The sequence below is a fragment of the Nocardioides sp. genome, assembly GCF_047607185.1.
In the GTDB taxonomy this organism is placed as follows: Bacteria; Actinomycetota; Actinomycetes; order Propionibacteriales; family Nocardioidaceae; genus Nocardioides.
Genome location: NZ_JASGDQ010000031.1, coordinates 1 through 18,501 on the forward strand (window position 1 = coordinate 1; position 18,501 = coordinate 18,501).

General features: G+C 69.3%; 18 protein-coding genes and 1 tRNA gene. 11 read left to right on the top strand and 8 right to left on the bottom strand.

Annotation, left to right across the window (positions count from 1 at the left end; all coding sequences use genetic code 11):
* Positions 1-161 precede the first annotated feature (161 nt).
* Positions 162-1,613, top strand: a complete 1,452-nt coding sequence (locus QM595_RS02720; RefSeq protein ID WP_415169987.1) for a methyltransferase — start codon at positions 162-164, stop codon at positions 1,611-1,613.
* Between the two features lies 1 nt (position 1,614).
* Here QM595_RS02720 and QM595_RS02725 read toward each other — a convergent pair whose 3' ends face one another.
* Together QM595_RS02725 and QM595_RS02730 are read right to left on the bottom strand one after the other, a co-directional pair.
* Positions 1,615-1,995, bottom strand: coding sequence for a type II toxin-antitoxin system VapC family toxin (locus QM595_RS02725; RefSeq protein ID WP_415169988.1), 381 nt, complete (start codon positions 1,993-1,995; stop codon positions 1,615-1,617).
* Positions 1,992-2,237, bottom strand: coding sequence for a type II toxin-antitoxin system VapB family antitoxin (locus tag QM595_RS02730; RefSeq protein ID WP_415169989.1), 246 nt, complete (start codon positions 2,235-2,237; stop codon positions 1,992-1,994). Before QM595_RS02730 ends, QM595_RS02725 begins: the two co-directional genes overlap by 4 nt.
* A 175-nt stretch (positions 2,238-2,412) precedes the next feature.
* Here QM595_RS02730 and topA point away from each other — a divergent pair, with 175 nt between their 5' ends.
* From topA to QM595_RS02755, 5 genes are read left to right on the top strand one after another with little or no spacing between them, the layout of a single operon-like run.
* A complete protein-coding gene (gene topA, locus QM595_RS02735; protein WP_415169990.1) occupies positions 2,413-5,097 on the top strand; it encodes a type I DNA topoisomerase in 2,685 nt (894 codons plus the stop codon).
* Positions 5,094-5,903, top strand: a complete 810-nt coding sequence (locus tag QM595_RS02740) for an alpha/beta fold hydrolase (RefSeq protein WP_415169991.1) — start codon at positions 5,094-5,096, stop codon at positions 5,901-5,903. Before topA ends, QM595_RS02740 begins: the two co-directional genes overlap by 4 nt.
* 10 nt (positions 5,904-5,913) lie before the next feature.
* A complete protein-coding gene (tmk, locus tag QM595_RS02745) occupies positions 5,914-6,549 on the top strand; it encodes a dTMP kinase (RefSeq protein ID WP_415169992.1) in 636 nt (211 codons plus the stop codon).
* Positions 6,546-7,685 carry a DNA polymerase III subunit delta' gene (locus tag QM595_RS02750; RefSeq protein ID WP_415169993.1) on the top strand — a complete coding sequence of 380 codons (1,140 nt, stop codon included), beginning with the start codon at positions 6,546-6,548 and terminating at the stop codon, positions 7,683-7,685. Before tmk ends, QM595_RS02750 begins: the two co-directional genes overlap by 4 nt.
* On the top strand, positions 7,682-9,232 hold the full coding sequence (locus QM595_RS02755; RefSeq protein WP_415169994.1) for an alpha/beta fold hydrolase: 1,551 nt from the start codon (positions 7,682-7,684) through the stop codon (positions 9,230-9,232). Before QM595_RS02750 ends, QM595_RS02755 begins: the two co-directional genes overlap by 4 nt.
* Positions 9,233-9,339: 107 nt before the next feature.
* On the opposite strand, the gene QM595_RS02760 is transcribed toward QM595_RS02755, so the two are convergent.
* Positions 9,340-10,260: a LysR family transcriptional regulator gene (locus QM595_RS02760; RefSeq protein ID WP_415169995.1), complete on the bottom strand. Its 921-nt coding sequence runs from the start codon at positions 10,258-10,260 to the stop codon at positions 9,340-9,342.
* 380 nt (positions 10,261-10,640) lie between these two features.
* On the opposite strand from QM595_RS02760, the gene QM595_RS02765 reads away from it, so the two are divergent.
* Together QM595_RS02765 and QM595_RS02770 are read left to right on the top strand one after the other, a co-directional pair.
* A tRNA-Thr gene (locus tag QM595_RS02765) sits at positions 10,641-10,713 on the top strand.
* 292 nt (positions 10,714-11,005) lie between these two features.
* Positions 11,006-11,251: an addiction module protein gene (locus tag QM595_RS02770; RefSeq protein ID WP_415169996.1), complete on the top strand. Its 246-nt coding sequence runs from the start codon at positions 11,006-11,008 to the stop codon at positions 11,249-11,251.
* Positions 11,252-11,534: 283 nt separating this feature from the next.
* Here QM595_RS02770 and QM595_RS02775 read toward each other — a convergent pair whose 3' ends face one another.
* The 5 genes from QM595_RS02775 to QM595_RS02795 form a co-directional block, all read right to left on the bottom strand.
* A complete protein-coding gene (locus QM595_RS02775; protein ID WP_415169997.1) occupies positions 11,535-12,053 on the bottom strand; it encodes a hypothetical protein in 519 nt (172 codons plus the stop codon).
* Positions 12,054-12,187: 134 nt separating this feature from the next.
* Positions 12,188-12,823 (bottom strand): RES domain-containing protein, encoded by a 636-nt coding sequence (locus tag QM595_RS02780; RefSeq protein ID WP_415170004.1) that lies wholly within the window; start codon positions 12,821-12,823, stop codon positions 12,188-12,190.
* A gap of 41 nt (positions 12,824-12,864) precedes the next feature.
* On the bottom strand, positions 12,865-13,644 hold the full coding sequence (locus QM595_RS02785) for a helix-turn-helix domain-containing protein (RefSeq protein ID WP_415169998.1): 780 nt from the start codon (positions 13,642-13,644) through the stop codon (positions 12,865-12,867).
* Between the two features lie 214 nt (positions 13,645-13,858).
* Entirely contained in the window at positions 13,859-14,293 is a 435-nt protein-coding gene (locus QM595_RS02790; RefSeq protein WP_415169999.1) for a type II toxin-antitoxin system VapC family toxin, read from the bottom strand.
* On the bottom strand, positions 14,290-14,523 hold the full coding sequence (locus tag QM595_RS02795) for a type II toxin-antitoxin system Phd/YefM family antitoxin (protein WP_415170000.1): 234 nt from the start codon (positions 14,521-14,523) through the stop codon (positions 14,290-14,292). The genes QM595_RS02790 and QM595_RS02795 overlap by 4 nt, the downstream gene beginning before the upstream one ends.
* Positions 14,524-14,727: 204 nt before the next feature.
* Between QM595_RS02795 and QM595_RS02800 the strand changes: the two genes are divergently transcribed.
* From QM595_RS02800 to QM595_RS02810, 3 genes are all read left to right on the top strand, one after another.
* On the top strand, positions 14,728-15,876 hold the full coding sequence (locus QM595_RS02800) for an acyl-CoA dehydrogenase family protein (protein WP_415170001.1): 1,149 nt from the start codon (positions 14,728-14,730) through the stop codon (positions 15,874-15,876).
* A gap of 137 nt (positions 15,877-16,013) precedes the next feature.
* Positions 16,014-16,883, top strand: coding sequence for a mycofactocin-coupled SDR family oxidoreductase (locus tag QM595_RS02805; RefSeq protein ID WP_415170002.1), 870 nt, complete (start codon positions 16,014-16,016; stop codon positions 16,881-16,883).
* Between the two features lie 2 nt (positions 16,884-16,885).
* On the top strand, positions 16,886-18,361 hold the full coding sequence (locus QM595_RS02810) for an aldehyde dehydrogenase family protein (protein WP_415170003.1): 1,476 nt from the start codon (positions 16,886-16,888) through the stop codon (positions 18,359-18,361).
* The last annotated feature ends 140 nt before the right edge of the window (positions 18,362-18,501 follow it).

Sequence of the window (18,501 nt, forward strand, 5' to 3'; positions counted from 1 at the left end):
GAAGTGCAGGCCCCGCGCCTGCACTTCTGCCGACTCGAGCCCTCTCGGCCCTGCACTTCTGCCGACTCGAGCCCTCTCGGCCCTGCACTTCTGCCGACTCGAGCCCTGTCAGGCCTGCACTTCTGCCGACTCGCGGTCCGGGGGCTAATAGGCTCGGCGGCGTGAGTGACCTTCCCCACCGGCTCCGCGACGCACTCCAGGACGCCGGCTTCACCTACGACGCCGTCGCGGAGCTGCTCGGGCCGCTCGCCCACAACGCGCTGAGCCGCAACGAGACCATCCCCGGCCGCCGCCGCACCCGAGGAGGTACGCCGCTGGAGACCCTGGTGCGGCTGTTCCTGCTGCAGACGCCGGTGCCCGCAGCGGAGGCCGAGGCGGCGCTGCCCGGACTCGTCGACCGGCTGGCCGTGGAGGGCCTCCTCGAGCAGTCAGTGAGCGAAGTCGCGGCCAGGATGGACGTGCGGCCCTACGCCACCGAGGAGCAACATCTCTGGGTCGTCAGCGACCTCACCCCCGGCCTCGACGGTGGACCGCAGCGGGTCGGCAACGACTACGTCCTCGGCATCAGCCCGGCCTCCACCAGCCTGGCCCAGCTCACCATCCGCGAGCCGGTCGGCAGCAGCCTCGACCTCGGCACCGGCTGCGGCGTCCAGGCGCTGCACCTGGCCACCCACAGCGACACCGTGGTCGCCACCGACGTCAACCCGCGGGCGCTCGTGCTCACCCGCTTCAACGCCGCGCTCAACGACGTCGCCGACGTGGTCGACGTACGCGACGGCTCCTTCTTCGAGCCGGTGCGGGGCGAGACCTTCGACCTGATCGCCACCAACCCGCCGTTCGTCATCTCGCCCGGCACCGGGGAGCGGCTGGTCTACCGCGACTCCGGCCTGCCTGGAGACCGCGTCGTCGAGGACATCGTCAAGGCCGCCCCCAGCCTGCTCAACGACGGCGGCTGGTGTCAGATCCTCGCGAACTGGGTCATCGCCGAGGGCGTGCCCTGGGGCGAGCGGCTCGGCTCCTGGCTCAGCGGCGACGTCGACGCGCTGATCGTGCAACGAGAGATCCTCGACCCGGCGGAGTACGTCGAGCTGTGGCTCAAGGACTCCGGCCACCACGGCGCCGAGGACTACCTGCGGCGCTACGACACCTGGCTGTCCTGGATGCAGGAGCAGGGCATCGAGGGCGTCGGCTTCGGCTGGATCAACCTCCACAAGACGACCGGCGGCGTCATCGAGACGCTGGACTGGCCCTACGCCGTCGAACAACCGATCGCGCCGGCCATCGCGGCTTGGGGAGCGGCGGCCGGCCACCGGGCCGTCGCCGAGGACCGCCTGGTCGTTCGGGACGACGTCGTCCAGGAGACGATCGGCGCTCCCGGCGCCGAGGATCCCACCGAGATCGTGCTGCGCCAGCAGCGCGGCTTCCGCCGCGCCTTCCGCGCCGACACCGTCGTCGCCGCGATGGTCGGCGCCTGCGACGGCGACTTGTCGCTCGGCCAGATCGCCGACGCCATCGCCCGGCTCACCGACGCCGACTCCGAGCAGACGCTGGCGGCCTGTCTGGACAGCGCCAGCGCCCTGGTGGCGCAGGGCTTCCTCTCCGTTGGCGGGTGAGTCAGAGCGCCGACGTGACGTCGGTGTGCCGGAAGTCGTCGCCCTTGAACAGCAGCGGCTCGTCGCGCACCTTGGCCAGGGCGTAGGACATGCAGTCGCCGAAGTTGAGCTTGGCCGGCGAGCCGGAGCCACGGCCATAGCGGGCGTGGGCTTGCTGAGCGACGAGAAGGTGATCCTTCGTGAAGGCTTCCAGACCTGTCCCGGACTCCTGAACGAGGTCGGTGGCCCGCGCGATCCGCTCGGGACCGAGCACCAGACTCAACTCAAGCATGGTCGGGGTCGACATCCGGAGGCTCGGAGCGTCTCGCATGGTCTCCAGGAATCGCTCAGCCTCCGGCTCCGCCTGAATGATCGCCACCATGGCCGAGGTGTCGACGATCATCGCGGCAGGCCGTTGTGGTCGTAGAGATCGTCGTCGGTGAGGAAGGGCACCGCGCTGGCCTCCCTGGTCAGTCGGGCGAGCTGAGTCATGCGCACGACGTAGTCGTCACGGACCCGTCTCTCGCGCTCGACCGCCTCGAGCAGGGCCTGTCTCACCGCGTCCGTCATCGAGGTGTCCAAGCGGCGCGCCAGCTCCTCCGCGAGATTTCGGACCTCGGGGTCCTTGATACTGAGCGTGCGCATGGCTTCAACTGTAGGGCTCATCGGACGGATCTCCTTTACGGTTTTCGGGGCGGTGTGAACCACGATCCCAGCCCCCACCGACACTCCCGGCGGAATAGGGGCTGGACAGCACGCGCTACCGTGATCGGCCGTAAGGCCCTGAGCGGCCCACCATGAGCGAGTAGGAAAAAGAGCAGTGGCGCACAAGCTGGTGATCGTCGAGTCGCCGACGAAGGCCCAGAAGATCGGGGGCTACCTCGGTCGGGGCTACGTCGTGGAGTCCTCCGTCGGCCACATCCGCGACCTGCCGCAGAGCGCTGCCGACACTCCGGCCAGCATCAAGGACAAGCCGTGGGGCCGGCTGGCCGTCGACGTCGACCACGGCTTCGAGCCCCACTACGTCGTGCCGCGCAACAAGAAGGACCAGATCAAGAAGCTCAAGACGCTCCTCAAGGACGCCGACGAGCTCTTCCTCGCCACCGACGAGGACCGCGAGGGCGAGGCCATCGCCTGGCATCTGCTCGACGAGCTGAAGCCGAAGAACATCCCGGTCAAGCGGATGGTCTTCCACGAGATCACCGAGCCGGCGATCCTGGCCGCCGTCGAGAACCCCCGCGACCTCGACATGGACCTGGTCGAGGCGCAGGAGGCCCGCCGCATCCTGGATCGGCTCTACGGCTACGAGGTCTCCCCGGTGCTGTGGAAGAAGGTCATGTCGGGACTCTCCGCCGGCCGGGTCCAGAGCGTCGCCACCAGGCTGGTCGTCGACCGCGAGCGGGAGCGGATCGCCTTCAAGGTCGCCTCCTACTGGGACCTCGACGGCACCTTCGACGCGGGCAACGGCCAGGACCAGCGGATGTTCCCGGCCCGGCTCCACTCCCTCGACGGCAAGCGGGTCGCCACCGGCGCCAGCTTCGGCCCCGACGGCGCCCTGAAGAGCAGCGAGGTCGTCCACCTCGACCGCACCAGAGCCGAGGCGCTCGTGCAGGCCCTCGCCGAGACGACGTACGACGTCCGCTCGGTCGAGTCCAAGCCCTACCGCCGCTCGCCCTACGCCCCCTTCCGCACCACCACCCTGCAGCAGGAGGCCAGCCGCAAGCTGGGCATGAGCGCCGGCGTGACCATGAGCGTCGCGCAGCGGCTCTACGAGAACGGCTTCATCACCTATATGAGGACCGACTCCACCACGCTCAGCGACGCCGCGGTCGGCGCCGCGCGCAGCCAGGTCCGCGAGCTGTACGGCGCCGAGTACCTTCCCGACGCCCCCCGCGTCTACGCCAGCAAGGTCAAGAACGCCCAGGAGGCGCACGAGGCCATCCGCCCCGCCGGCGACGTGTTCCGGACCCCCGCGCAGACCGGGCTGACCGGCGACCAGTTCCGGCTCTACGAGCTGATCTGGATGCGCACCGTCGCCTCGCAGATGAAGGACGCCACCGGCCAGTCGGTGACGATCCGGCTCGGCGGCGCGGCGCTGCACCCGAACGGAGGGCCGAGCGAGGACGCGGTGTTCTCGGCGAGCGGTCGGGTCATCACCTTCCACGGCTTCCTCAAGGCCTACGTCGAGGGCACCGACTCCGCCGAGCAGAGCAGCGACGACGAGCAGACCCGGCTCCCCAACCTGCGCCAGGGCGACACCGTCACGGCCGCCGCGATGCGGGCCCAGGGCCACGAGACCAAGCCGCCGGCGCGCTACACCGAGGCCACGCTCATCAAGGAGCTCGAGGACCGCGAGATCGGCCGCCCGTCGACGTACGCCTCGATCATCGGCACCATCCTCAACCGCGGCTATGTCTACAAGAAGGGCACCGCGCTGGTCCCAGCCTGGATCGCCTTCAGCGTGGTCCGGCTGCTGGAGGACCACTTCCCGCGCCAGATCGACTACGACTTCACCGCCCACATGGAGCGCGCCCTCGACGAGATCGCCGGGGGCCGCAGCGACCGGCAGCGCGAGCTCGGCGAGTTCTACTACGGCTCGGATCGCTACGAGGGCCTCAAGCAGCTCGTCGACGAGCTCGGCGACATCGACGCCCGTGAGCTGGCGACCTTCCCGGTCGGTGGCCCCGACTCCGGCATCCACCTGCGGGTCGGCCGCTACGGGCCCTACCTGGAGGGACCGGACGACGACGGCACGCCGTTCGCCCGCCGCGCCAACGTGCCCGACGACCTGCCGCCCGACGAGCTCACCCTGGAGAAGGCCAAGGAGCTGTTCGCCAACCCGGCCGGCGAGGAGGTCCGGCTCGGCGCCCACCCCGAGACCGGCCTGGAGATCGTCGCCAAGAGCGGCCGCTACGGGCCCTATGTCACCGAGGTGTTGGCGGAGGACGCCCCGAAGGGTGCCAAGCCGCGCACCGCCTCGCTCTTCAAGTCGATGAGCCTGGAGAGCGTCACGCTGGAGGACGCCGTCAAGCTGCTCACCCTGCCGCGCGTGGTGGGCAAGGCCGAGGACGGCGAGGAGATCACCGCCCAGAACGGCCGCTACGGCCCCTACCTCAAGAAGGGCACCGACTCCCGCTCGCTGACCGCCGAGGACCAGCTGCTGACGATCACGCTGCCCGAGGCGCTGGCGATCTACGCCCAGCCCAAGACCCGCGGCCGGGCCGCAGCCGCCGGGCCGCTCAAGGAGCTCGGCAACGACCCGGTCTCCGGCCAGCCGGTTGTCGTGCGGGACGGCCGCTTCGGCGCCTATGTCACCGACGGCGAGTACAACGCGACGCTGCGGGTCGCCGACAGCGTCGAGACGATCACGCTGGAGCGGGCCGCCGAGCTGCTCGCCGAGAAGCGCGCCAAGGGTCCGGCCAAGAAGGCTAGCCCCAAGAAGACCGCCGCCAAGAGGACCGCTGCGAGGAAGACCACGGCCAAGAAGGCCGCCGCGAAGAAGTGACCACCACGACCGTCCTGGCCCGCGCCGAGGGGACCAGCTACACGCTGACCACCTGGCCGACCGACGCACCGGCCGCCCCGGTCGTGGTGATCGCCGCCGCGATGGGGATGCCGGCCGGCTACTACCACCGCTTCGGCGCGGCGCTCGCGGCCGCCGGGATCAACGCCGCGCTGCCCGAGCTGCGCGGCCACGAGGAGTCCGGCGGCCGCGTCCCCGGACGCGACTACGACTTCGGGTACGCCGACATGGTCGAGGACCTCGCCACCGCGGTCGAGGCCACCCGCGAGCGCTTCCCGGGCGCCCCGGTCGTGCTGCTGGGGCACAGCATGGGCGGCCAGATCGCCATGATGTACGCCGCCCGGCAGCCCGACACGCTCGCCGGGCTGGCGCTGGTGGCCTCCAGCACGCCGTACTGGCGGCACTGGAGCCCCGCGCTGCTGGTCGGCGGGCGGCTCTTCCCGGCGCTCGCGACCGTGCTGGGCCACTTCCCCGGCCAGCGGTTCAGGTTCGCGGGGCGCGAGTCGCGCGGCACGATCCGCGACTGGGGACACCTGGCCCGAACCGGCCGGTTCGTGGTGGGAGAGGACGGCCTGGCCGACGTACGCCTTCCGGTGCTGGCCATCTCCGTCGAGGGAGACCGGCTCGGCCCGGCCAGGGCCGTCGACGCGCTCGTCGCCAAGATCCCCAACGCCACCGTCGAGCGCGAGCACCTCGACATCGAGGGCATCGACCACTTCAAGTGGGTCCGCCGGCCCGAGGTCGTCGTCCCCCGGATCCACGAGTGGATCGTCGGCGCCGTCGACTAGGTTTGCGTCCGTGTACACCAGCCGGGGAGTCTTCGTCTGCTTCGAGGGCGGCGAGGGATCGGGGAAGTCGACCCAGTCCCGGGTGCTGCACGACGCGCTGACCGCCGAGGGCTACACCGTGCTGCTCACCTTCGAGCCGGGCGACACGCTCGTCGGCAAGGAGCTGCGCCGGATCGTGCTCTCGCCCGAGACCGGCGCGCTCGCCGACAGGACCGAGGCGCTGCTCTACGCCGCCGACAAGGCCGAGCACGTCGAGACGGTGGTGCTGCCCGCGCTGGTGCGCGGCGAGGTGGTCATCACCGACAGGTACGTCGACTCCACGCTCGCCTACCAGGGCGCCGGCCGCTCGCTCGACGTGGCCGAGGTCGAGCAGGTGGCCCGCTGGGCCACCGGCGACCTGCGGCCGCACCTGACGGTCGTGCTCGACCTGGACCCGGCCGCCGGCTTCACCCGCTTCGAGGGCCGAGACCGGATCGAGGGCGAGTCGCCGGAGTTCCACGAGCGAGTCCGCGAGGCGTTCGTCGAGATGGCCAAGGCCGACCCCGACCACTACCTCGTGCTCGACGCTCGGGCACCGGTCGAGTCGATCGCCGCGCAGGTGCGCGAGCGGCTCGCGCCGCTGCTGACCCGGGCGGCCCGCCGATGACGGTGTGGGAGAGCCTGGTCGGGCAGCGACGCGTCGTCGAGACGCTGCGCCAGGCGGTGGCCGGCCACGGCATGACCCACGCCTGGCTCTTCACCGGCCCGCCCGGCTCCGGCCGCTCCAACGCTGCCGTCGCCTTCGCCGCGGCGCTCCAGTGCCCGGACCAGGGCTGCGGCAGCTGCCACGAGTGCCACACCGCGCTGGCCGGCTCCCACGCCGACATCAGCGTGATGCGCACCGAGAAGCTCTCCATCGGCGTCGACGAGGTCCGCGACCTGGTCCGCCGCTCCGCGCTTTCCCCGGTCGGCGGCCGTTGGCAGATCATGATCGTCGAGGACGCCGACCGGCTCACCGAGCAGGCCAACAATGCCCTGCTCAAGGCGATCGAGGAGCCCAGCCCGCACACCGCGTGGATCCTCTGCGCGCCGACCGTCGAGGACCTGCTTCCGACCATCCGGTCGCGCTGTCGGCTGGTCACCCTCACCACGCCGACGATCGAGGAGGTCGCCGGCTTCCTCCAGGCCCGCGACGGCGTCGACGAGGCGCTGGCGGACTACGCCGCCCGGGCCAGCCAGGGCCACATCGGCCGCGCCCGCGCGCTGGCCCGCGACGAGGCCACCCGCAACCGGCGCCGCGACGTGGTCGCGATCCCGGCGAAGCTGGGCAGCCTCGGCGCCTGCCTGCGCGCTGCGGCCGAGCTGGTCGAGGTCGCCAAGCAGGAGGCCGACGCGATCACCAGCGAGCTGGACGCGAAGGAGAAGGCCGACCTCGACACGGCGTACGGCGTGGTCGAGCGCGGCCGCCGGCCCCGCGAGTACGGCCCCGCTCTCAAGCGGCTGGAGGACGGCCAGAAGACCCGCGCCAAGCGGCGCCACCTCGACGTCGTCGACCGCGGGCTGATGGACCTGGTCAGCGTCTACCGCGACGCCATCGCGGTGGCCACCGGTGCCCGCGCAACGCTGGTCAACGAGGAGATCCGCGGCGACGTCGAGCGGCTCGCCGGCACCTCCACCCCCGAGCTGAACCTGCAGCGGATCAGCGCCATCTTCCAGGCGAGGGAGCAGATGCTCGAGTTCAACGTCCAGCCGGCGCTCGCCCTGGAGTCCCTGATGGTGGCGCTCAAGGGGGAGGCGTCGTGAGCCGGATCGTCGCCATCGTCATCGTCCTTGCCCTGGTGCTCGGCGGCGGCGCGGTCGTGGCGCTGTCGCTGCTAGGCGGCTCCGACGACTCCGGCACCGGTCCGGCCACGCCCGCGACGACCGCCCCCGAGGAGGGCTCCCAGGAGGCTCCCGACCCGTCCCTGGAGCGGTTCTACACCCAGCAGCTCGACTGGCAGCCGTGCCGCGAGAAGTTCTCCTGCGCATCGCTGACGGTGCCGCTCGACTATGCCGACCCCACCGGGGAGACCATCGACCTGGCGCTGCTGGTGGTCCCCGCCACCGGCGACCGGATCGGCTCGCTGGTCGTCAACCCCGGCGGCCCCGGCGCGCCCGGCACCGACTACGCCGCGATGGCGAGCGTGGTCTTCGGCCAGGCGCTGCGCGAGCACTACGACATCGTCGGCTTCGACCCGCGCGGCACCGGCGGCAGCAGCCCGGTCGACTGCCTGAGCGACGAGGAGCTGACGGCCTATATCGCCGGCGATCCCTCACCCGACACTCCCGAGGAGGAGGCCGACTACTTCGCCGCGGCCGCGACATTCGGCCAGGGCTGCGCCGAGCGGTCCGGCGCCGTCGCCGCCCACGTCTCCACCGAGGAGGCGGCCCGCGACATGGACGTGCTTCGGGCGGCGCTCGGTCAGCGCTCGCTGAGCTACTTCGGCGCCTCCTACGGCACCAAGCTCGGCGCGACGTACGCCGACCTCTTCCCCGATCGCGTCGGCCGGATGGTGCTCGACGGCGCCGTCGACCCGGCGCTGCCCAGCCGCGAGCTCAACCTGGCGCAGGCCGGCGGCTTCGAGACCGCGCTGCGCGCCTATGTCGGCAACTGCGTCGACACCAGCGACTCCTGCTTCCTGGGCGAGACGGTCGACGAGGGGGTCGCGAAGATCCAGCAGCTCCTCGCCGACATCGACGCCCACCCGCTGCCCACCGCCGACGACCGCACCGTGACGGAGGGCGATGCCACCCTCGGCATCGCGCTGCCGCTCTACTCCCGCGACTACTGGATGCTGCTCTCGACCGCGCTGCGGCAGGCTCTCAACGGAGACGGCAGCACGCTGATGACGCTCTCCGACGCCTACAACAGCCGCACGAACGGGCGCTACGACAACAACTCCTCCGAGGCGATCTACGCCATCAATTGCCTCGACGACCCGTGGGCGGAGAAGACCCCGGCCGAGGTGGAGGCCGACGTCTCGGCCTTCGAGCAGGCCTCGCCGACCTTCGGCCGCACCTTCGCCTGGATGAACGCCACCTGCTCCGGCCTGGCGGTGCCCTCGGACCACGGCCCGCACGAGGTGCACGCCACCGGCGCGGCGCCGATCCTGGTGCTGGGCACCACTCGCGACCCCGCGACGCCGCTGGCCTGGGCGAAGTCGCTGGCCGACCAGCTCGACTCCGGCGTCCTGGTCACCCGTGACGGCGACGGCCACACCGCCTACAACGCCGACAACGACTGCATCGACCAGACCGTCGAGGACTTCCTCGTCAAGGACGTCGTACCCGACGACGGCACCTCCTGCTAGCCCGCCGAGAGGTCCCTGATTGCCCGCCGAGAGGTCCCGGATTGCCCCTCGAGAGGTCGCAATCTGCCCCTCGAGGGGTCCCTCTTCGCCTGCCGAGAGGTCGCTGATCACCTGATCGGCTCGGCGATCTCCTGGATCCGCCGGGTGGCCAGCTCGATCATCAGCCGGGCCGCGGGGGAGAGGGTGGCGTCGGCACGATGTACGACGGCGAAGGTGTCGTAGAGCCGGGGCCGCAACGGCACCCAGCCGGCCTTCGGCGCCAGCCTCGGCAGCAGCTGGTCCGCCGCGCCCTTGGGGACCACCGAGTCGGCCAGCCCCATGCCGACCAGCTGTACCGCCGTCTCGATGTCCTCGACCTCGATCCGGGTCGACGGGTTGCGGCCGGTCTCGTGCAGCATCTGACGCAGCCGCAGCCGTACCGAGTCCACGCCGCGCCAGGTGGTCTCCGGCATCACCAGCGAGGCGAGCGAGAGCCGGTGAGGAGTGATCGGCTGCGCGAGCCGGGCCGGGTCGGCGCTGATGTAGACCAGCTCGTCGCGAGCCACCGGCGTCACGGTCATGCCCTCGCTCTCCAGGCTGGAGACCGCGATCATCGCCGCCTCCAGCCGTCCCCGCCGTAGCTGCTCCTGCACCTCGATGGAGTTCTGCCCGATCAGCTCCACCCGCACTCCCGGATAGCGGGTCAGTACGTCGGCCACCAGCTCGGCGCCGAAGTAGAGCCGGGCCGACCCGAACATGCCGAACCGGATCGTGCCGGTCTCGAACTGCTTCACGGCCTGCACCGCCCGGCGGGCCTCCTCGGCCGCCGCCAGGGTCCGCTCCGCGTGGGGCCGCAGCTCGTCGGCGACGGTGGTCGGCACGACGCCGCGACCGACCCTGCGGAAGAGCTGCACGCCCAGGCTCTTCTCGAGGGTGCGAACCTGCTCGGAGACCGACGGCTGGGCGTAGCCGAGCTCCTCGGCGGCGGCGGTGAGCGAGCCCATCTCGTAGACGGTGAGGAAGCAGCGGAGCTGGTGCAGCGAAAGCATAGGGAAAGCCTATGATCTCTTTCGGAAAGATCGCCTACCTCTATGGATCTGTGGGTGTCACCCTTGGGACATGCTCGCCCACCACTGCGCCGCCTGTGAGGACACCTACCTGATCTTCGGCAGCCAGATCACCGGCCTCTCCAACACCGACCACGGCATCGAGGTCCGCTTTACCTGCTGGTGCGGCGCCGACCAGACCGCAGTCTCCGGCCGCTCCGCCGGACCCGTACTCCCGACACCGTCGCGGCCTAACCCTCCCACCGCCGCCCCTGCGGGTGGCACGGGTCGCACCGTTCGGGACCCCGACGACCCCGCCGGTTTCGTCGCGCGGCGGGGTCGTCGGTATGCTTCCGCAGGTTGTCTGGCTCGCCAGGTGACAGGCCGTCTTAGCTCAGTCGGTAGAGCAGCTCACTCGTAATGAGCAGGTCGTCGGTTCGATTCCGACAGACGGCTCCGGAAATGTGGCCCTGACCAGCGAAGACGCTGATCAGGGCCACCGTCGATTTCGGCCGAAATCCGGCGATTGACATGTTTGTGACACGTTTGCCGAGCGGGCCGGTGTGACGGACGAGTGTCGTGACCTGATCGGGCCTGCCCAGGAGGCGATGCCCACCGGGTTCCTCGGCCTGTGGCTCTCCGCCGAGCTTCGCCGCTTCCTCGCGCCCGGCCCGCCAGCGCTCCTCACCCGAGGGGTTTGCGGACTCTGTCATGAAGCGCGGCGTGTCCGTCGCATAGACTGGAACACATGACCGCTGGAATAGACGAGATCACGCAGTTGGCGTTGACGCTCCCGGTGGATCAGCGTGCCCAGGTCGCCAACGCGCTGTTGGCCAGCCTCGACGACCCGGCGGATTCGGCCGAGGTGCACGAGGCATGGACCGCAGAGATCAAGTCTCGGGTCGACGACATCACCAGCGGTCGTGTGCAGACCATCTCCCGGGACGAGGCCAGAGCTCTACTCGCGGCAGACCGTGCCGCGAGGCAGCAGTGACGCTCGATGTCCGATATCACCCCGAGGCCCTCGCCGAGCTTCGCGCTGACGCGGCGTGGTACGAAGCACGCGGTGCCGGGCTCGGCGACCGCTTCGAAGCCTCCGTCGACGAAGTGATCGATACCGTCCTCGAATGGCCGGAGTCCGGTGCCACCTGCCTCGACCGCCTTGGCGATGATCACTGGCATCGGCCGCCTGACCGCGCAGGTGATCGTCGCCGAGATCGGGCTGTAGCCGTTCGCCATGTCTTCGATGGATCTCTCCGGCTTGGGCATAGGCGCAATCAGCTTCGGCCTTGTTGCGGCTGATCCTCATCCTCGTTGGTGTCGCGGAGGACTCGACCGCCGAGGACAACCATCCCGAGCGCGATAGCAGCGCCGCCGGCGAGGGCAGCTTTGCCGAAGAGCGTGTCGAGGAACCGCTTGTTCTCCGAGTCCTTCGCGAACTCCCGGTTGGCGGTCTCCATGATCTTGTCGATGATGATCTTTCGGTCTTCGGCCGGCAGATCCTCTCGCTTGAGTTCATCCGCAAGGATGCTGCGGACTTCTTGATACGCGTGGTGGACCTTGTCTTGGCTCTCCTTGTTGGCGCCAAGGCTGGTGGAGTGCTCCCTCTCCAGCACGTTCAGGGTCTCCCCCGCGAACAGCCGGAACTCAGGGAACTGCTCGGTCGTCGACGTGGACACACTGGAGGCGACGACAGTCTGCTCGGCGTAGCCGCCCGTCAACAGCGCCTGGAGCCGGCGGGCCTGGGAGTGGCCGTTGGCGGCGAGGCCCTTGATGTGGGCGAACGCGCCCAGCATCTCCGGGTTGGACGCAAGATCGAACTCAGGGTTCGTCTTGAACGTGTAGGCCGTCGGAGAGCCTCGGCTGGTTCGCGTTGCCGTCTGATGCCTTCGCCATGACCCCCTGGGTGTCCGGGGGCCTCGCGACAGGTTCAGCAGGTGCAGGTGGACGTCCACTCGGGTGGTGGCATGTGAAGCCGCCGGAACACCTGCTCGACGCGGGCCTGCATGTCGACCAGGCGGCCGTCGGCGGCCTGTCCTGTGTTGCTTCGAGACACCCCTAGCCACGACGGCTCGCGCCACAACGCCAATGCGGCATCGTTGGTGTGGGCGGCCCCGTAGTAGACACCTTCCACTCTCCCGCGTCTCACTGGTTGATCTTCGTAGATCGCCTTTGCCCACTCCTGCGTCAGGGTGCGGCTGGTGTGGGTCGCGATAGCCGGCAGTGCCTTGACCTTCATCGCGACAGCGGCTGACTTGAGATTCAGGAGGGGGATCTCGAGGTTAGGCTCGATGATTGCGACGCGGTAGTTCGGACAGATCTGCGGCTGTTTGATGTCACCGAACACTTCGGCCAGAGCACACCGCAGGTTCGACGCCACGTACAGGATCTGCCTTCCGTCTGGACAGATGTCGGGAGCGGTGAAAGGCGGAGTGTGGTGGTCGAACCGGTAGAGGGGCCCGTACGGCCGGAATGTGATGGCTGTCGGAACCTGCGCGCCATGGTGGTAGATCCGACACCATTCCCACCTCCTGTCCGGCCGTCGTGGCTTCCACGACCACCGCATCCCGGTGCTCGGGAGCGGCCGGGACGGCCGGGGGAGTTCTTCTACCACGCTGCAGCGGTCAATGAGCGGACGACAGCGAGGACACGTTCACTTCCGCCTCGCTTCATCGCCTGCTCCGGAGTGATCCCGTCGAGGTCCTGACTGGGGCTCGTCATCCAGTCCGACAGCGAGACGACTCCCGCCGGGAACGCATCCACCAGTTCATCGAGCCGCTCGATGACGCCGGTCGGGCTATCGAGGTCGAACTGCCAAGCGGGCATGCGCCACTCCCGTCCGCTCTTCAGCGCGAGGAGGCTCCGCGATTCAATGCGCTCGCTGACGGCCTGAGGCGAGATTCCCAGCGCTTCGGCGGCTTCAGAGCGGGTGAGGGAGACGCTCAGGACCTCGTTCCGGAGCCGCTGGGTGGCCGCGAGTCCGCCAACACGGTCAAGAAGACTCTGCGTACGTGTGGGCGCCGGGCCCCAGAACTCATCGAAGGGGTCGCCGGCAGCGGCCGCTGCGCCCGCCTCGCTCTCGACGGCCTCCGTCAGTGGCAGGAGGAGCCCATCGGAGGTGCTCCCGATGAGTCGCAGCGCTGCCTCGGCGTTGGCGTCGTGCTCGACGACGCCATCGCTGACCACGATGACGGTGTAACCGTCCTTCGGGACATAGGCGATGCGATCGGCGGTCCCGCCTCCGGACAGGCGAAGCGCATCGGCGAGCGGCGAGTCCAGTGAGCCCGCTTCGGCCCCGCGCCCGTTGACCGCGCTAGACCCCGAAACCGTGACTTTGTGCCAGCGCGCGCCATCGGTGGTGGTGGCCGTCCCCTTGCTTCTTGCCATGGTTACCTCGCAGGCTATGCGCCTTATGCGCTTTGTGCTCCAAGCATAGCCCCGTCCCTCACATCCATGCGACGCCGGTGCGCTCCGCCGTCGCGTCGAGGGCGGCATGCCGGTGGCGCGCTGCGGGTCCACGTACTCGACGGCGCTTCGCCGCCGGCGATGCGATCCCGACGAGGTAGGAAACGCTGGACCTTGGCCATGCCTGCGAGATCCGCTAGTTCAGAGCCCGCGTGTCGATCGTGCTGACAATGCCAGCCGCGACGATCACCCTGTCACTGGTAGCCAGAGGCAGGTTGTACCTCGTTGCCTGAGCGACGAGCATCCGGTCGAACGGATCTTTGTGCGCCCACCCGAGGCTGCCCGCACGAATGGCATCTACCGCATCCATCACGAGCGGCGCGGCCTGGAGGTCGAGCAGACTCTTATCCCACGACGCCACGAGGCGCTCGCCGCCAGGAAGTTTCCCCTGCCGCGCCTTGACCGCCACCTCCCAGGCAGAAGCCGCCGACACGATCAGGCGGGTGGACGGGTCAACCAGATCCTCACGGACGGAGGGCGCAATCTTCGCCGACTCGACGCTCAGGTCAAGGAGCGCGCACGTGTCGAGCAGGACCGTCCGGCCAGACAGGCTCTCCCAGTTCACCGTCACGCGCCCTCACCCCAGAGGGCCAGGTCCTCGTCGCTCATCGGCTCGTTAAAGTCCTCAGGGACCGTGATCACTCCAGCAAACTGGTCCAGTTTCCGGGGCGGTGGCGTCGCCTTCGAGAGCACCGCGATCGGGCGCCCGTGACTCGTAATCGTGATCGTCTCACCAGCATCGACCTCGGTGAGCAGCGAATTCAGTTTCGCCTTCGCCTCAGTAGTGGTCACTGTCTTCATGATTCCATGGTAAGACCTGTCGCACCGGTTCGACAGGTCCGATTCGTGCGAACGCGGCCTCCGTTCAGGCCGATGGTCAAGCCGGTGACCGCCGCCCGGGCTTCCTCGGCTTCGACGTACGCCGCTGTGTCGATTATATAAGTATGATGAGATAACTGATAAGCCCCGCGGGTGGATCCGCGCTGATGTGAAGTAGGTGGACGGATGTCTGTGCTCCTGAGCGAAGAGGAGCGCGCACTGCGCGACACGGTCAGGTCGTTCTTGGACAAGAAGATCGCCCCCCTGGTGTCGGATCACGAGCAGGCGCGTACCTTCCCGTGGGACCTGCTGGCCGAGCTCTACCAGTTCGGCTATGTCCGGGGGGGCGTGCCGGAGTCGTTGGGCGGCGACGAGCTTCCCATGATGATGCAGGCCATCTTGATGGAGGAGGCGGGCCGCTGCTGGGGGTCGCTGCGGACGACCCTGAATGTCCAGGGCATGGTGGCGCGCACGCTCGCCGCGGCGGGCACGCAGGCGCAGCGCGATACCTTCCTCGACCCGGTGATGGCGGGACAGCGGTTCGGCTGGTTCGGGCTCACCGAGCCGGACGCCGGATCCGATGCCGGTTCGTTGCGCACTCGCGCGCGCCGCGAGGGGGACGGATACGTCGTCAACGGCAGCAAGATCTACATCACCAACGCACTCGGCTGCGACTTCGGCATCCTCTTCGTCCGGGTGATCGAGGACGAGGTCGACCGAGGTGTCACGGCGCTCCTCGTCGACCCCGCCGAATCGAGTTTCCAGGTCCGCGACATCCCGCACATGCCGCTGCGCTCCACGACCAGCTGTGAGCTGACCTTCGACAACACCTATGTCCCGGCGGAGAACGTCCTGGGGGAGATCGGCGGCGGTCTCTCGCTGGGCATGAAGGCGGTCAACGCGGGCCGGCTCAATATGGCGATGGGCGCCGTCGGGCTCGCCCAGGCCTGCCTGGAGGAGTCGATCAGGTTCTGCAAGCAGCGCGAGCAGTTCGGGAAGACGATCGCAGCCTTCCAACTCGTTCAGCAGATGGTCGTCGAGATAGCCAGCCTGACCGAGACCTCTCGCCTGCTCGGCTATCACGCGGCCCGCACCCTCGACGCAGGCGAGCCCGGTCGCTACGAGTGCTCCATGGCCAAGCTCTACTGCGGTGAGTCGGCCGGCCGCGCAGCCACCCTGGCGCTCCAGCTCCACGGCGGAGCTGGGCTCATGGAGGAGTCGCCCGTGGAGCGCTACTTCCGGGACGCGCGGGAGGCGACCATCCCCGAGGGCACCAGTCAGATTCAGATCCTGCATCTCGGCAAGGCGCTCCTCGGACACTCCGCGTTGCGGTAGCCACGGCGGACCCTCTAACAGGTATATGAATGTGCTGAATAACCCCCTATGCTGTGTGGCGACGGTCACGCGCTTGGTGCGCTCGCAGGTCGCCGGAGCCTGAATCACCAACTGAAGTAGACGGAGCGGAGCAACCAATGGCAGGGCGGTTCGAAGGCAAGGTCGTGCTGGTCACCGGCGCGGCACGAGGGCAGGGCAAGAGCCACTGCGTCAGGTTCGCCGAGGAGGGGGCGGCCGTCGTCGCCGTCGACATCCTCGAGCAGATCGAGACGGTGCGCTATCCGCTCGGGTCCGAGGCGGATCTCGCCGATACCGTGGCCCAGGTGGAGGCCCTCGGCGCCACCATCATCGCCAAGAAGGCCGACGTCCGGGTTCGCGAGCAACTCGCCACCGTGGTCGGCGAGGCGCTCGAAGAGCTCGGACGCCTCGACGTCGTGGTGGCCAACGCGGGCATCCTGCCGTTGCGCAAGCCAGCCTCGGTGCAGGCATTCGTCGACGCCCTCGACGTCGACCTCGTCGGGGTGCTCAACACCGTCGCGGTCGGCCTGCCGCACCTGACCGCGGGCAGCGCCATCGTGATCACGGGGTCGACGGCAGGCCTCGTCCCCGGGGCCGTCGACAACCCGGTGCTCGGCCCCGGTGGCGTGGGCTACGGGATGGCGAAGCGCTTCCTCGTCGGCTACACCGAGACGCTCGCGATGCAGCTCGCGCCCGACTCGATCCGGGTCAACGCGATCCATCCGACCAATGTCAACACCAACCTGCTCCACAACGACGAGCTCTACCAGGTGTTCCGCCCGGACCTCGAGAGCCCGACCTCGCAGGACGTCCTCGGCTCGTTCACGGCCTACCACGCCCTGCCCATGCCCTACGTCGAGCCGCGCGACATCTCCGAGGCCGTGCTCTGGCTCGCCTCGGACCAGGCGCGCACGGTGACTGGCGTCAATCTGCGGATCGACGCGGGCTCCTTCCTCAAGTCGCCGGCGCCCTCCCGAGGAGGACAGTGAGAATGGCCGACCTCGCGTTCACCCCCGAGCCGCGGATGCTGGTCGACGGCAAGCTGATCGATGCCGACGACGGCAGGACCTTCGACAACCTGAACCCGGCGACCGAGGAGGTGCTCGGCCAGGCTGCCGACGCCTCCGTCGCCGAGATGCGCCGAGCGATAGCCGCTGCCCGGCGGGCTTTCGACGAGACCGACTGGTCGCGCAACCGCTCGCTGCGCCGCCGAGTCCTGGAGCAACTGCACGAGGCGATCCTCGCCGACCTCGAGGAGGTCCGCGAGGAGCTCATCGCCGAGGCGGGCGCGCCGCGGGCCGTCACTCGGCTGGCCCAGCTCGACGCACCGCTCGAGGACGGCCTGCTGTGGCCGGCTCGGATGATCGACGAGTTCCCGTGGGAGCGGGACATGGGTGAGAGCCACGCCTTCGGGATCCACAACCGTCGCGCGGTCTGGAAGGAGCCGGTCGGAGTGGTCGGCGTCATCACGCCGTGGAACTACCCGTTCGAGATCATCCTCAACAAGATCGGGCAGGTCCTCGCCACCGGCAACACGATGGTGCTGAAGCCGGCGCCGGACACCCCGTGGAGCGCGACCCGGTTCGGGCGCCTGCTCACCGAGCAGACCGACATTCCGCCAGGGGTCGTCAACGTCGTCACCTCTTCCGATCACCTCGTCGGCGAGGAGCTCACCCTCTCGCCGCAGGTCGACATGATCGCCTTCGTCGGCTCGACCGCGACCGGAAAGCGGATCATGGAGAAGGGCGCCGCCACCCTCAAGCGGGTCTTCCTCGAGCTCGGCGGCAAGTCCGCCTCCGTGGTGCTCGACGACGCGGACTTCGCCACGGTGGTGCCCGCCGCGGCCGGCATGTGCATGCATGCGGGCCAGGGATGCGCGATGCGCACCCGGCTGCTGTTGCCCCGCTCTCGCTACGCCGAGGGCGTGGAGCTCATCACCGCGGCGATGCAGGGCGTCGCCTACGGCGACCCGCAGGATCCCGCGAACCTGATGGGCCCGCTGATCAGCGCTCGACAGCACGAGCGGGTGCTCGGCTACATCGCGAAGGGGATCGAGGAGGGCGCGACATTGGCTGTGGGCGGTGGCCGGCCGGCTCATCTGGAGCGCGGCTGGTTCGTGGAGCCCACCCTCTTCGTCGACGTGGACAACTCCATGACGATCGCGCAGGAGGAGATCTTCGGGCCGGTCTTGTCCGTGATCGCGTTCGAGGACGACGACGACGCGGTGAGGATCGCCAACGACAGCGCCTACGGCCTGTCCGGGGCCGTGTCCTCGGCCGACCCGGCTCGGGCGACCGCGGTCGCCCGGCGGATCCGTACCGGCGCGATCGGGATCAACGGTGGCACCTACTACGGATCCGACATGCCCTACGGTGGGTTCGGAGCCAGCGGCATCGGCAGGCAGAACGGCGTCGAGGGCTTCGAGCAGTTCCTGGAGACCAGGTCGGTCGCCTGGCGGGTCGAATGACTCAGAGCGCGTTTGAGAACTCGGAGGCGCCGGCTCCGCGCCGCCCATCGCACGCCCTGGCTGCGTTGTCGTCGGTCGCCATGCCTCCGGCATGGCTCCCTCCTCCGCCTTGCCATGACGCACGCTGGACAACGCCGAGC

Coding starts and splice junctions, on each gene's coding strand:
- QM595_RS02725 (WP_415169988.1), bottom strand. CDS start 1,995: ATGATCGTCGACACCTCGGCCATGGTGGCGATCATTCAGGCGGAGCCG.
- QM595_RS02730 (WP_415169989.1), bottom strand. CDS start 2,237: ATGCGCACGCTCAGTATCAAGGACCCCGAGGTCCGAAATCTCGCGGAG.
- QM595_RS02750 (WP_415169993.1), top strand. CDS start 6,546: ATGACGGTGTGGGAGAGCCTGGTCGGGCAGCGACGCGTCGTCGAGACG.
- QM595_RS02760 (WP_415169995.1), bottom strand. CDS start 10,260: ATGCTTTCGCTGCACCAGCTCCGCTGCTTCCTCACCGTCTACGAGATG.
- QM595_RS02770 (WP_415169996.1), top strand. CDS start 11,006: ATGACCGCTGGAATAGACGAGATCACGCAGTTGGCGTTGACGCTCCCG.
- QM595_RS02775 (WP_415169997.1), bottom strand. CDS start 12,053: ATGCTGGGCGCGTTCGCCCACATCAAGGGCCTCGCCGCCAACGGCCAC.
- QM595_RS02780 (WP_415170004.1), bottom strand. CDS start 12,823: ATGCGGTGGTCGTGGAAGCCACGACGGCCGGACAGGAGGTGGGAATGG.
- QM595_RS02785 (WP_415169998.1), bottom strand. CDS start 13,644: ATGGCAAGAAGCAAGGGGACGGCCACCACCACCGATGGCGCGCGCTGG.
- QM595_RS02795 (WP_415170000.1), bottom strand. CDS start 14,523: ATGAAGACAGTGACCACTACTGAGGCGAAGGCGAAACTGAATTCGCTG.
- QM595_RS02800 (WP_415170001.1), top strand. CDS start 14,728: ATGTCTGTGCTCCTGAGCGAAGAGGAGCGCGCACTGCGCGACACGGTC.
- QM595_RS02805 (WP_415170002.1), top strand. CDS start 16,014: ATGGCAGGGCGGTTCGAAGGCAAGGTCGTGCTGGTCACCGGCGCGGCA.
- QM595_RS02810 (WP_415170003.1), top strand. CDS start 16,886: ATGGCCGACCTCGCGTTCACCCCCGAGCCGCGGATGCTGGTCGACGGC.